The 14164-nt window shown below is 27.3% G+C and carries 15 protein-coding genes and 1 pseudogene; 4 read left to right on the top strand and 12 right to left on the bottom strand.

All coding sequences use genetic code 11. The features are described 5' to 3' along the window. Positions 1–482 precede the first annotated feature (482 nt). Entirely contained in the window at positions 483–1532 is a 1050-nt protein-coding gene (locus NQ543_RS04775) for a Shedu immune nuclease family protein (RefSeq protein ID WP_004610066.1), read from the bottom strand. A 561-nt stretch (positions 1533–2093) separates the two neighbouring features. Here NQ543_RS04775 and NQ543_RS04770 point away from each other — a divergent pair. Beyond that, entirely contained in the window at positions 2094–2429 is a 336-nt protein-coding gene (locus NQ543_RS04770) for a hypothetical protein (protein WP_004610065.1), read from the top strand. A gap of 394 nt (positions 2430–2823) precedes the next feature. Then, entirely contained in the window at positions 2824–3165 is a 342-nt protein-coding gene (locus NQ543_RS04765; protein ID WP_050752816.1) for a hypothetical protein, read from the top strand. A gap of 532 nt (positions 3166–3697) precedes the next feature. Here the strand turns inward: NQ543_RS04765 and NQ543_RS04760 are convergent. From NQ543_RS04760 to NQ543_RS04735, 6 genes and pseudogenes are all read right to left on the bottom strand, one after another. Next, positions 3698–4543, bottom strand: coding sequence for a hypothetical protein (locus NQ543_RS04760; RefSeq protein ID WP_004610062.1), 846 nt, complete (start codon positions 4541–4543; stop codon positions 3698–3700). 4 nt (positions 4544–4547) lie between these two features. Beyond that, the gene (locus NQ543_RS04755) at positions 4548–5084 is read right to left on the bottom strand and encodes a Mov34/MPN/PAD-1 family protein (protein WP_335311186.1); all 537 of its coding nucleotides are present in this window, start codon (positions 5082–5084) and stop codon (positions 4548–4550) included. Next, on the bottom strand, positions 5077–6738 hold the full coding sequence (locus NQ543_RS04750) for a ThiF family adenylyltransferase (protein WP_039904304.1): 1662 nt from the start codon (positions 6736–6738) through the stop codon (positions 5077–5079). Before NQ543_RS04750 ends, NQ543_RS04755 begins: the two co-directional genes overlap by 8 nt. Continuing rightward, positions 6701–7702, bottom strand: coding sequence for a cyclic GMP-AMP synthase DncV-like nucleotidyltransferase (locus NQ543_RS04745; protein WP_039904303.1), 1002 nt, complete (start codon positions 7700–7702; stop codon positions 6701–6703). The genes NQ543_RS04750 and NQ543_RS04745 overlap by 38 nt, the downstream gene beginning before the upstream one ends. A 130-nt stretch (positions 7703–7832) precedes the next feature. Next, positions 7833–8099: pseudogene (locus NQ543_RS04740) on the bottom strand (type I restriction-modification enzyme R subunit C-terminal domain-containing protein); the annotation flags it as partial. Between the two features lie 15 nt (positions 8100–8114). After that, complete coding sequence (locus NQ543_RS04735; protein WP_222848065.1) at positions 8115–8438, bottom strand: hypothetical protein; 324 nt, start codon at positions 8436–8438, stop codon at positions 8115–8117. 300 nt (positions 8439–8738) lie between these two features. Here NQ543_RS04735 and NQ543_RS04730 point away from each other — a divergent pair, with 300 nt between their 5' ends. Next, the gene (locus NQ543_RS04730) at positions 8739–9179 is read left to right on the top strand and encodes a transposase (protein WP_004610055.1); all 441 of its coding nucleotides are present in this window, start codon (positions 8739–8741) and stop codon (positions 9177–9179) included. A 477-nt stretch (positions 9180–9656) separates the two neighbouring features. On the opposite strand, the gene NQ543_RS04725 is transcribed toward NQ543_RS04730, so the two are convergent. The 5 genes from NQ543_RS04725 to NQ543_RS04705 form a co-directional block, all read right to left on the bottom strand. Then, entirely contained in the window at positions 9657–10511 is an 855-nt protein-coding gene (locus NQ543_RS04725; RefSeq protein ID WP_004610054.1) for a toll/interleukin-1 receptor domain-containing protein, read from the bottom strand. Between the two features lie 20 nt (positions 10512–10531). Further along, positions 10532–11185 (bottom strand): TIR domain-containing protein, encoded by a 654-nt coding sequence (locus NQ543_RS04720; RefSeq protein ID WP_004610053.1) that lies wholly within the window; start codon positions 11183–11185, stop codon positions 10532–10534. Positions 11186–11201: 16 nt separating this feature from the next. Then, positions 11202–12050, bottom strand: a complete 849-nt coding sequence (locus tag NQ543_RS04715; protein WP_004610052.1) for a macro domain-containing protein — start codon at positions 12048–12050, stop codon at positions 11202–11204. A gap of 355 nt (positions 12051–12405) precedes the next feature. After that, positions 12406–12546, bottom strand: coding sequence for a zinc ribbon-containing protein (locus tag NQ543_RS04710; RefSeq protein ID WP_004610051.1), 141 nt, complete (start codon positions 12544–12546; stop codon positions 12406–12408). A gap of 35 nt (positions 12547–12581) precedes the next feature. Then, on the bottom strand, positions 12582–12707 hold the full coding sequence (locus NQ543_RS04705) for a hypothetical protein (RefSeq protein WP_004610050.1): 126 nt from the start codon (positions 12705–12707) through the stop codon (positions 12582–12584). 175 nt (positions 12708–12882) lie between these two features. Between NQ543_RS04705 and NQ543_RS04700 the strand changes: the two genes are divergently transcribed. Then, positions 12883–13893: a WYL domain-containing protein gene (locus tag NQ543_RS04700; RefSeq protein ID WP_039904297.1), complete on the top strand. Its 1011-nt coding sequence runs from the start codon at positions 12883–12885 to the stop codon at positions 13891–13893. The last annotated feature ends 271 nt before the right edge of the window (positions 13894–14164 follow it).

Raw genomic sequence — 14164 nt, 5'->3', positions numbered from 1 at the left:
GTACGAAACCCCCACAGTGGACTTTCACCACCTAGTCTTATGTCATGCGTGGCACACTAAAAAAGGAACAGCTATCGCTATGCTTTAGCTATTCCTTAATCCTCCATTCTTGACATAGAGCCATCTTTTTTAGGATATCTATCATTGAGCATCACTCTAAAGAATCTAGCGTTCCCCTAAATTATTTGATTACTCTTAAATAAAAAAGTCATTTAAAGACATTTTCTTATATACTATGTGAACACATCAAACTCAAATAAATTTACTAAAATTTTTGACTCAAGATATAAATACTAATTCTCTTAGTTAATAAATTTCTTATAAAGTTAATATAAGGTTAAATTTTAAATTATTCTAGAAGTACCCCTCTTATAAATCATAACGACCAAAACTAATCATAAATACTTTAAAACAATTTAATAAACTGCAAATATATAATTATATGCTTATTAGAAATTAATATTTATCAAATTACCTTTAACTTATCGAGTTAATTTATTAATAAAGCTATCCCAAGTTTCAATAATATAATTATCATTATATCTATCTTCCAGAGAATGTCGCTTATTGCTTTCAGCTAAATCATCGTTTGTATATCCACAAATCAAAACACCATAAAATTTAACACTTTTATTTGAATCAACTTGCAAATCGTATTTAGGTCCCTTAAAACAAGGTATTTCATCATTTATAGCTGCTTGTCTAATCCTATGCATTTCTTTTCTTACCATCTCTTTATTGTTATGTATATAATCAAATTCGTTGTGTAATTGTGTAACTCCTTCAAAAAACTTACTAGTAAATGGTTGATAAGAATTATTTACCAATATTTTTTTATCAGCCCCTTTAATCTCAATTAAATATATCTTCATTGATGATCTACCTGTAAATACAACAAAATCTATTCTCTTTGAAAAAAAAGGAAATTCCGAAAAACAAATATATTCATCTTCTGGACTAGCATAAACTTCAGCAAAAATTGATAAATCTTTCTTTAGTATGCTTCCTATTTCCGACTCTTTAGGTTTAGAATTAATTAGATTTCTTAAATACTCTTTAGTTATCATATTTTTTCTTATTTTCTCTCTACGAGCTGTTATAGAAGGATCTTCTATAAATTTATTATCCATAAATTTTAAATCTTCATATTTATTTTTTAAAATATCTATTTTGCTTTTTTGATCTTTTTTTGTATCAGTATCAAAATCATCTGGATTTTCATTAATTAATAGCATCACTTTCTCTTTGCTTCGACCATGCCAAGTTGGAAAATTAAATTCATCTAATTTTACTTCATCAAATTCTTCTGAAAAAAATTGAATCTTAGGATAATGTTCTATAAAAGTATCTGTTAATTCAGCATGTCCTTGATTAATAAGAGACTGAATTAAGTATTCAATGGAATTTGTGACAGAAGGACCTTGATTTTCATCTAATTCAGTTAATAAAATATATTTTTTATTATCATTCATATATGTACGAACTCTACAAATAGTTCTCTTATATACATGTATAAAATCATTAATTTTCATATTTTCTCTCCCTGTTTTATTTTGGTAGTGTCAAAAATCACTCATTTTAATATAAATACACTACTTCTAAATTTATTTTATCTTTAAGTTATTTTTCACCCTTTAATTAACAAAGGGATAAACCTGAAGTGAACCCAATGTATTTACAAGAATAGAGGTGTTCATCTTGTGTAAAGTATATTACAACTTATTAAACTTTGCAAATTTTTTTCAATCTTTGTTTCTTTAAATATTTTTCTTAGTATATCATTAAATTTACCAGTTTGTCCTTCTAACTAGTAAAAAAATTTCTTAATGAATTAGTGATTTCTAGCACAAATAAGGAACAATTAAATCATAGAATTTTTTACTCCATTCAGCATGAAATCTTGCCATTTGAAACCAATCCACTTCATTTTCACCCGAGTTTCGCAGCAAATATTAAATACTATAAATTCCAACCCCTAGTAATCATCAGAGATTCAGGTGATTTTTTGCGTCGAGAAATTTGCTTTTTTATGTAGTATAATGTAGCGTAATATCCCGATGTATATTATAAAATCTCTATAGAGGTGTTCTCTTATGTTCCTTAAAAAGTGTACTTATTCTAATGACCCCACTTTCCTTTCTATCGTCGAATCTTACAGAGATGATATCGGTAAACCTAAACAGCGCACTATCAAGAAAATGGGTTATCTGAATGAACTTGTTGATCAATTCGATGATCCTATTGATCACTTCATCAAATTAGCCAAATCTATGATCAGTAAGGTCAAAACTAATTCTTCTACTGATTTGGTTATTGATCTTTCTTTTCCTATCGATTCTTCTTATAATCTCTTTAATGTTGGATATGTGGTCTTAAAAGCTGTCTATAACGAGCTTATGTTGAATGAATTCTTCAAAAATAAACAGTGAAAACTCAATATCGATTATTCTCTTAATAAGAACATGGAACTTCAGGTCTTCTCGAGAATCCTGTATCCTGCTTCAAAAAATCTACTTATGAAAATCGTAAAAACTTTTTTGAACCCTTTGATGAGGGTATCACTAAGAATTCTACTTACCGCTGTCTTGATTATTTTTATAAATATAAATCTGATATTCAAAGAATCATCTGGGAAAATACTAGAAACAGCTATGACCGTAGATGCTCTACCAGATATTATGATTGTACTAATTATTATTTTAAAATTGAATATAATGACGATAACGTTATTGATGATAGTGGCGAAATAAAAGAAAAGACTTAAGAGAAAGAGGTCCTGAAAAAAACAGAAGACCTGATTCCATCATTGAGATGGGACTGTTGATGGATTCTAAAAATATACCAACGGCATATGATATATTTCTAAGCAACGAATCAGGAAAATTATCACTAAGACTATTGCTCAAGAAAACAAAAGCTAATTTTGGTATCGATAAAATAATAGTTGTTGCAGATAGAGGATTGAACACTTCTGACAATATTTACTTTTTAGCCGATAAGAATGAAGATAAGGATCATCATATGGATGGTTATGTTTATGGACAGTCGGTACGTGGTGATGACAAGGAATTCAAAGAATGGGTTCTTGACGAATCTGGGTATGTTACCGATATGATCAAAGAAGGAGACTTTTTTAAGGTCAATTTAAGGTCATTTTCTTTTTAATATTCAAAATATGCTTTATTTATCAGCTATTTTTAAGTTGCCTTTTTATTCGAACTCCGAAATAACACGATTATAGTGAACATATTTGTTAACATTACATATCGAAATTTAGCTATTTTCATTTTAATTTATTTTGTTTATTAGTTCTTTTAACTATCATGGTATCAAAGCGGTAGCACAAACATAGAAGAATATCACAATAAATATGTAGTCACAGCATTAATGACAGATATTATAGTAACCATTCATTGTAAAATTATACTCATTTTATTACTCAAATCCAATTCAATATCCATACAAGAATTCAATTTATAAAAATATTCATTTCATCTAATTTTTCACAAGTTCAAACGTTTTTGTTCTAAATGTAGTTCGCCACTACCAGTTATCTTTTTTAACTTAGCAGAATAAAGTTGATTAATTTCATCTCATATAAATCGAAAATCATAAGTTATATTTTTTGATATTATTAGTAATAAGACGCAAAAATAATTAAGTAGTCCTATCATTTAATTAAACACATCCTTTATTATTATTTTCTATTTATTACTGTATAAGGTTTATCTTTAAACAGCCTTTCTCCACTTCCTTCTTGTTGAAATACATTTACCATAATAATATTACTTCTCTCCGCTAAAAATAATCCCTTTTTTGCAATTTCATATGTATTCTTTGGATTTGTTGTTGCAAAAATATTTATAATTGAATCTTCTGGAAGTAACCTAATCTCTTGAACTATAGCATCAATAAATTTTTCATTATAAACTCTTTTCCCAACCGTATTACAAGATCGAGTTAATTTAATCAAAGGTATATTTAAATACTTTTCTGGTATCTGTTTTTCTTTTATAGGATAGGTATCTTCAATTATTAAAGTAAATTCATTACAATGATTATCAACACTTTTTTTTGTCACTTGTACTTGGCAACAATCTTCATTTGGAAACATATTTTCAAAAAATGGGTATTCTTTAAAGGTGTCTCTTACTACCAATTTAAATTGCATTTGTATCGGTACTAACACTAAGTTACACTTATCATACCCTAGTATCTTTGAACAAAACCAATACCACGCATATGTATGATTATGATAAACATTTCCTTTGTTTAAAATAGTTTCTTTATTTACTTTACGTATAAAATTAAATAATACATATAAAACAAACAATAAACCAATAACATTATTGCCTGAAAGCATTAAATAATAATATTTGGCATTATCAAAATTTGGTTTTTGTCCCCCTAGTATAGTTCTAATTATTTCTGACATATTAACAAATAGAGGAAACATAAAACTAATAAATAATAATAGTATCTGTAAATATTCTCTCCCTGAATCAACTATTTTATTTTTAATTATTTTAATCAATTTTATCATCAAATTACCTCTCAATACATTTAAACTTATCTATATATATTCCTTCACTCTTTTCACATTCAAAACATTCGGCAATATTTTCTGTATTCTCTTCTCCTAGCCATACTTTAAACCCATCTATACCGCAAATAATATACACTTGAAACCCAAAAGAACTTTTACACTCAGATAATTCTTTTTTCCAAGTTGATAAATCAATTAACGAAGGAGTGGGATTTGAAACAGGATGAGTATGCCAATTACCTATGCAAAATGAATTATTCAAAGAAGATTTATTGATTTTCAAAATGTGTGAGATTGATTTTCTAACAAATTTAATCATGCTACTTTCATCTTCTTTATCTGGTAATGACAAATCATCTATTATTATTACATTTTGTTCCTTCACTTTGTAACCAAGTAAAACACCACCAGATTCATTAATAAAAGACCTATTTTGTACATACATTGCCATATTTGAAATTACCTTGTCTGAGATATTAATAACTGTCTTGTACCTTTTTGACTGTACCTTAATTAACTCATTTCTATATTCAATCACAACAATCACATTCCTTAACCTTTAAATTTTCAACTTTATTTATTCCATAATCATCTTCGTAATAACGTTTTGTAAATTGTAAATCATCTATATGATTATTAATGCTTTTTGTTTTATAAGAATACAAAATATTGGAGTTAATTGAGGGCCATGCATTAATTATGTCAATAATTAATGATGTCGTATTTAAAAGAATATTGATTCCATATTGAGAATAAACTCCACCACATCCATTATACTTAATTTGTTTTTCATGATTTACAATATAGTTGAAATTAGAATTCAAAACACAGCTATAACATCCATCAGATGGATTTTTCATAACCAATGCATGAAAACCTATTGAATAGGATTCTAACCAACAAAAAATTGTTGGAATATATTTCTTCAATTTTATTAATCGATTATTGAACATATACTGTAAATCTTCATTTCCTGTAGTAATGATAATCAAGTCGTAGTCAGATTCATCATTGATGATTTCAGAAAAATTATGATCCAACACATATTCATTAATAGCATTGAATTTCATATTCCCGTATTCAGCAGAGAGTAATTCACACATCGCAGTAGCTTTATTGGTTCCAACAAACATTTCCCCCAATGTATGTCTAGATAGATTACAATATTCCAAGTTATCTCCATCAACAATTGTTAGATTGCTAACCCCAATCTTTGGTAATTCTCTAACAATATATGATCCTAAAGATCCGCACCCTATAACCAATACTTTTTTACATTCAATAAGATTCCCACCATTTCTAATTATACTTGTTTCAATATTTCTATTTGAAACTTCAATAAAAGTAATTGATATTATGTGACTTATTTTTTCTTTCAATTTTCCTTTTATATTATTTGAAAAAAGTATCTTTATTCCTATCTCTAAATTATTGAGTTGTGGAAAACGCAAAAAAATGAATATCTTATCTCTAACATAACAACGCGCTAATAATCTGCAAGTTTTTTCGTCAAAACGTTTTCTTTTTAGACTAAATAACAATTCTTTTAATAATTTAGTATCCCACATTTTAAAAGGTGGAGGTAGGATTCCTTTTATATCGATAACATTAAGATACAAACAATTCATTTGAGTATAGCTATATATAGAAGACTTAAAAGGAAATTTTTTTGAAAGAACATAGTTGTTTATAGGTTTCTTATCCTTTTTCCTTCTATACTCAAACATATGAATCCCTTTAATTGAATCTGCCGGAGAAATATTTGAATATACTAATAACATAGATTTTTTATTCCAATGGTATTTATACTCACTAACAACTTCTTTTTCTAATTCATAAGTATTTAAATTCATCAATCTTTTAAATTGTTCAAGAACAAATTCACATTTTTCCTGATAAGTTGCATTATAAAATGAAATTTCATCTCTCACATATAAACATATAGAATAAAAATTTAAATCTCCCATCTGCAAACTTTTATGCAAACAAAAATGTGGATATGATTTTATTTGATCCGTCAAAACGCAAATATCTGGAATACCACCGAAATTTAGTAATAAATAAAATGTTTCATTCTTGTACTCAAATTGAATAAATTTTTCTTCCACCTTAACAATATGCGAAAATTCTAAAAGCTTACTCTCAACAAACTTTTTATCCAAATTGACTTGTTCTTCTAAACTTATTTTCACCTGCATCTACCTGCTTTTCTGGAACTTCAAATTCCTCTCCTAGTACTTTGCGTACATATTCTCCAGCTGTATGTTCATCTCCAGCATTTTTTGCATTTCTCAACTGCAATTCAAAATCATAAATTTTACTCTTAAATTTCTTTCTGTATGAAGAATTTGAGTTAATTTTAAACATAGTATCTGTATAAGGAACCACTGGTAAATTTACATAATAGTAAGGATCGTCACTATAACTATCTATAGAATCTTTGATTTTTTTCACAACATTATACAATGCCTCTAAATCATAATCTTGGTTGTCTTCTTTCTTCTCTTCAAAATATTTACACGCTAATAATGTTAATGCAATACTTGGTGGCACTTCATTCCCATTATTTCTATCAAAAGCATTAAGCTTCCAACATTTTAAATATCTTACTACTCTTCTTAATTGAGAATTATTTGCTAAATAACTTTCTAAATATTTCTTCAGTCCTTTTGGATCTGATAATTCCCATTTATAGTCACTACTATATTCTTTTCCTTTAGCTAAATAATACTGATTATTGTGAATTGCATATATAGGAAAATCAATATGATATGACTCTTCACCATCTTCAAAATATGTTACTGTAATGCAAGGAATTTTATAATCAATTGTCCTATTATAATTATCTATGCTATCTCTCATATATCCCTTTATCTCTCGACAATCACTATTGTCCTCAACATTAAACTCAAAAGCTACTGCCAAATCCAAATCTACAGAACTGTCATATGCATCTATTGCTGTTGAAATAGAGTATGAGCCTTGCATAAAGAAATTCAGATCAGATTTTTTTATTTCTATTCCTTTTTCATCACATACTGTCGAAAAATTATTCTTTATCTCATCTTCAAACATTGCTCTTTTTTCTTTTAATTGATCTGTTAAAGGTGATTTAATATAATCATGAAAATCTTGAAATTGTTTTTTTAATTTCATTGTAAAGACTACCTCCTTTTGTACAACCTTAAAATTTAAATAATACTTAATTTTATTTTTTAGATTCAAAATTAAGTTTAAACTATTTTAATCAACTCAAAATTCACTCTACAAACCCCACATTTTTTCACTATAAGTAAAGTGCATTAACATTTATACCATCAATTACATTTTTTATTCCGGCCCATACGGATAAATCAGGAAAAACATCAACAATACTTCCTCTATCTGTAAATGGTGCTTCTTGTAAAACAGTAAAATCTTTTAACAATCCATTTCTAACAACAAATTCCACTATCTGATTGACAAAATAAATCTGATCTGCATTTAAGTTATTAGAATTTAGATAACTAGAGAAAGCATGTTTCGCAACATTCATATCTAATCCAACAATTTCACGTACAAATTCGCCTTACGGTTTTTCTCCGTATTCAGCATAATATTGTTCTTTTGTACCCAAGTCATGCCAGATAATATCTTCTAATCTTGAAACATCATCTTTTGACAATGGAGTATTCATTTTCAGTTTATTTATTACTAGCATCATTACTTCAGTATCTTGTTGGTGTTCTCGAATATAAAATTCAATCTGTTCGCGATTATTTTTTAAATCATCATTCTCTAAATTTGATTCGTGCCAATCGATTGAAAGAATATCATCATTAAGATTTGTTTCGTATTGAATCATCTTTTTAGGAATATATTTAATTAAATTACGAATCTTAATACGTATCATTTCCAAATCTTCAATACTAGCTCTATCAATCAAATCATTATTTATCTTAATGGTCTGGTACTAGCATCAGTCTCAAAAAGAAATTTCAGGATAGAGATAGAAAAAATTACATGGAAATACTGAAAAAAAGGAATAAAACACCATCTGATGACTTGATTAGTCAAAATATCCCGATTTCCAAAGAAGTTTACCTTCTGAATAACTATCGATGGCTTCTTTTAAAAAATCAGGGTCATATTGATAATCAAATCAAAGCCAAATATAATCATAAGCTGAAGATATATCTGAATACCTACGACTATGAAAAGATGTTTTTTTGAAATTGATGATCATTTGAAAATCATCAGAAAACTAAAAGAAAAATATATTGAATTTAATTCTTCTCATGAAACAGATCAGGTAAAATTAAATACAGTTCTCAAAGAGCTCACTGACGAATATTCAAAATCTGCAATATCAGTATTCAGAGAGTTTTCCGTACTATTAGATACGCATAAACAGGAAATAATCAATTCCTTTATTTATATAAACGATGCCAGTGGAAAACAAAGACGTATTTCCAACAGACCGATTGAAGGTTTTAATCGAATACCAAAAGACTTTAAAAGAAATTCAAGAGGATTAAGTAATTTTGAATATGCCCGTACTCGACTGATATGGTCTAGCAGAAAAAACGAAGCAATACTTTCTACACCAAAATCCAAAGAAGAAGTTTATAGACACAGATCAAAAAACAAATAGAAAATATGAACATCTAGGCACAAAAAAGGAACATATTCTTTATGATATATTTGCGTTTCTTTCGATCTTTTTTAGGGTATCTATTAGTGAGCATCCCCCTAAAGTTGCCCCCTAAATTATTTAATTACCCCTTTTTGACATTTTATTTGCTATTCGAACTCCATGAATTCATACATTTTTACTAACCTTTATAAATTAAGATATGTGATTTACTTCTCTTAATTCACAAATTTCTTATAAAATATATATTTCAACATATAATAAGGTCAATTTAAGGTCAGTAGTTTCATAATAAATTTATGAAAATGAATAGCAGCTTTTAGTATATCGTTTATCAATTTATACAGTTTAATATTTCATTTCTTTTTATTCTTTATAAAATAGATGTAGCAAATAAGTATAATTAAGCACTCATTGTACACAATAAGACATTAAAAATCTTTTAAAATATTTATTTGTAATCAACGAAATTAACGATTAGCTACATTTTATATCATATCCACATTTGAAATCATACAAAACATTCAACGGATGACGTATCTTTTCATTAGGTTTAAGGCAGATATTTCCATAGGGTCCATTACCATTATCTTTTCTCTCCTCCCACAATTTGATCCACTCGCATAAATCATTATACTGAATAGGTATTAGATGTTCATTCGGAACTAAATATGATATTTCCATTGATTTCTGAAAATTAATAGTTGACTCTTTTAACTCATCTAGTCTATGTTCATACCATTCTCTTTCACCAATAACAGTTGTGAAAATAATTTCTTCATAAATCCAAGGAGAAAGAGTTTGGCCCACATTCACTTCTTCTCTTACTTTATATATCGACTTTTCTGAATTAAGGAAAATTATAACTTCTGAATTATTGATTGTTCTTGCAATAGCAGTTGATAACATAGCATGTACATGGGTAGTTGTAAAATTTCGTTTTCTATAATCGTAATTTCCTTCTTTAGTTTTACAATATTTATCATCAAGCTTATGAAGCAAATCATCAGCACTTCCCCAAAACAGTTCATCTATAAACACTCTCAATCCAAATTGGTATTTTAAGAATCCTGCCAATAGCAAAGCTAGTTCTTCATCATCATGAGAATATGAAAGAAACACATCATAGTTATCAATCGGAAACCAACTATCAATAAAATTTTCTCCACTTATCACACCATTACCATCAATTGATGCATTTAGTATTGAATCAAAAGCATTAACAAGATTTTCTTTCAGTTCTATCCCACATGTCTTACAATTATCTAAAAATTGCTTATGATTATTTTTAAATTCCCACTGGTCTAGAGACAATTTAAAACATCTATACATAAAAATCTTCCTCTAAATTATCATAAATACGTTTTCTTATATTCATGTTTAATATCTTTCCAATGAACAAAATCGCTTATTTCTTCATTTGTTTTATCATATGCCATATCTATATACACATTAGGATTTTTAATAAAATCATCATACTTTACCAAAACACAATAACGCCCTGTTTCGTCACAATGTCCATCATTACAGTTTGGGTTTAGATAATAGTTTTCTGAAAATTCCTTAATTACTGTATTTGAATTAATATTAACCACGTTAACCTCTTTACCACAATGTGAACATGTATAACTTCCACCATATACAGTATCATACATATTTGGTAAAACTATTCCCAATAATCCACTTCGTCTGTTACCTTTTCCATCATAAAGTGTAGCTTTTAATTCTCTAATAATGAAATTTTGTTTATTATAATAGCATCCATCTGACCAACTATATTCGAATCCTTCATTTTCTGAAGAATGTTCTCCTATTAAGAAAAGTGTTACAGAAGTATTCTTCATATATTGAGAGCGAATTACCTGCATAACATAGTCAATATCTTCAGAATCTATCCACTTATCAAGCGATTTTCCTTGAATTTGCCCTTCCTCCAATATTTTAGAGATTTCATTTTTGTAATAATCATCTTCTTTTTTGAAACTAATAAAACATTTGTGTCCCATAATACTTCTATCTCCTTTAAACTATATTAAATATATCTTTATATTCGTATAAGGGAATATCCTTTATATTTCCATATATAAGAATCTTAATATTTGAATTAAAAGTTACTCCACTACCATTAAGAGTGCACAACATGCATCTTAATAACGCTCCATATTCTTTTGGACCATCATCAAATCTTGAAATACCCGATCCCAACAAAGGAAGAGCAATATCGTTTCCTGCATAAACCCTGTTAATTTCCTTCCACATTCTCATTAGCATATATTCAAATTTAGCCATATTTGTATGACTCTCATAATTACTATTCAATTCTGTCATAGCCAACATCAAATATGTATGATTATCAACACTGCTATCATAACGAATTATCGTACCAAGTGGAAAATCATATAATCCCTCATCATTTTTATGTAATCCTAAACGTTTTGCTTCCGATTCAATTACTGCATTAATCTCATCTGGTACCCCATGATTTAAAATCAATTGTCCATGTAAAGATTTTTTCGATATAATTACATCATCAATTTCGGTTCTAAAATTTGTATCACAACCTATCACTCTAAATTCTGGAACTTCAAATATATCACCACAAACAACAGTTACAGATGTTTGATGAATCGTGGTACTAACAGAATCTTTAAATATTCTACCTATCAACATATATATAATTATATATAATACAATGAAAGCAAATACACTTATAACTATCCTTAACCAAATAGTTAACGTCTCTATATCCGCCAACGATAGACCTAACACAGATAGAAAAGTAGATATTACTCCTATTGAAGACATAGTAATAATAATACTATCTTTTACTCGTTTTGTTAATTTACTGTACCATTTATATATCTTTCTCATTCTTATCTCCTTAATTTTAATATAAAATTTATAAAAAGATTATTCTTTCATAAATTTAACAGTATTAATACCACTTCTTTATAAATATGTATATCAATATGACTAACCAGGACATACTGCTGTTTTTAGCAATTAACGTTCCTATAAATTAGAACTATTATACCAAAAATTAGCATTCACAATCTTTAAATCCTAATCTATATATTCAGGGTTATGTTTTACCCAATACTATTATCAACAAAGCTACCTATAAAAAGAAACTTTACATAAAGTATAGGGTAAAACATAAATAAATTAGTTAGTTATTGTTAAAGAATTAATAATGTTTTTACTATATCCATACAAATGAGTTGCCTTATGATATTTTACGATAGGTTACATTATTACATTTTGGACATGGTGGTAAAGTATCATTAGTATCATCTAATATCACAACTGTGTCACATTTTATACAGACATAAGTTCCCTTACCTGGCTTTTCTCCTGTTTTATACACAATCAATCACCTCTCTTTCCTTAAAAATAATACGTCTAATGACATTTATGCTTGTGGTTAGCTAAAGTAGTCCCAGCTTTAGATTTTGCAGATTTACTACTTTTTTTATTCGCTAAAGTCTTAGCTGCTTTTCCAACCTTCCCGCCATGATGTGTCGCCATTTATTATCCTCCTTTCTTTAAGAATGTTTATACCTATATTATATTTTATTTAAAATAATATTAATATGGTTATTTATATTTTCAATGCACCTACAAAACATATTGAATAAATATAATAATTAGATAAAATAGTATATATAAGCACCTACAAAATATGAGTGGAAAGGAGAAAGAAATGACAGATAATCAAATTACCATATACTTAGATCCTATTGCTTATGAGAAAATAATTGAAGATCAAAAATTATTTAAAACAGGAAAAAATAAGTCAGATATAATAAAAAAAATAATAATAAATCATTATTCAAACTATAACCATAATATAAATTCTTTAAAACAGAAAATACAGGAGGCAATCACAATTGAAAGTAATGTTCAAGATTTTAGTGAAATAAGTTATCAAAATATTGCATGGAAAATTACTAAATATATATCTGAAACATCATTTTTAGATGGTGAAAGCAAACGAAATCGAAAAAAAAAGATACACATAAGAAAAAATAAAAACGATGATGAATTAGACTTTATACTTGATGCCTGTCCAAAAAATGCAAGTGAGTCTGAATATTTAGCTAATATTATTTACTCATATCTAAAAGAACCCCAATGTGAGAGAGAAAAAATTATTTATAAAAAAGTAATAAATAAAATTAATGATGCAATCAAAAATAATCAAAATATCCGTATAAAAACAAAATCGGGAAAGAAAATATTTATTAGTCCAAAAGAAATTTGCACTTCTAAAGAAGGGCTATATAATTATCTTTTATATCAAGGTTATAAAGAAGAAACGAATAAATATTTTGCTAGCACAATACATATATATAATATTACAAGTGTGTATCTTGATGCAAGTGTTCGAACATTTCAAACTTATATAGAAGAACAATTCAAAAAAATGAAATTAAATGGTGTTCAGTTTTCGATTAATAATAATACAATTTATAAAGTCCTATTAACAGACAGGGGTAAAGATTTATTCGATTCTAGATATCTAGAAAGACCTATACCATTATCGAAAAGTGATCAAAAAAAAGGAATTTATTACTTCAACTGTTCAGAACTACAATTTAAATCATATTTTGCTCCGTTTCTTAATGAGGTAATTGTTTTAGAGCCTGAGGAAGTCAGAATTAAAATAATAGAGGAATATAAGGAAACATTAAATAATTATAAAAATATTTAAATGATTTAGTGTACTTTCAACACTGTTTTAATAGTGTGAAAATGCTTTATGATATGAAATTCATTATTGAAAAAGCTCTCAAACGTTAGAAAGAATAATAGTAAAGAGTTTATCTGAATATTTCACTTAAAAAATCAAATAGTGTTACTTGTTTAATGTCGTCATCACACAGTACTATGACGATTTTTATTTTTGGTTTTCCTTTCTAGAATTGATTATTTTGATGCTAGTATATATTTAGGTCCAGTTAAATAGAGAAATGTCAATAAAA

The sequence above is a fragment of the Thomasclavelia spiroformis DSM 1552 genome (assembly GCF_025149465.1).
GTDB lineage: Bacteria > Bacillota_I > Bacilli_A > Erysipelotrichales > Coprobacillaceae > Thomasclavelia > Thomasclavelia spiroformis.
This window is presented reverse-complemented; position numbering and strand designations above follow the sequence as displayed.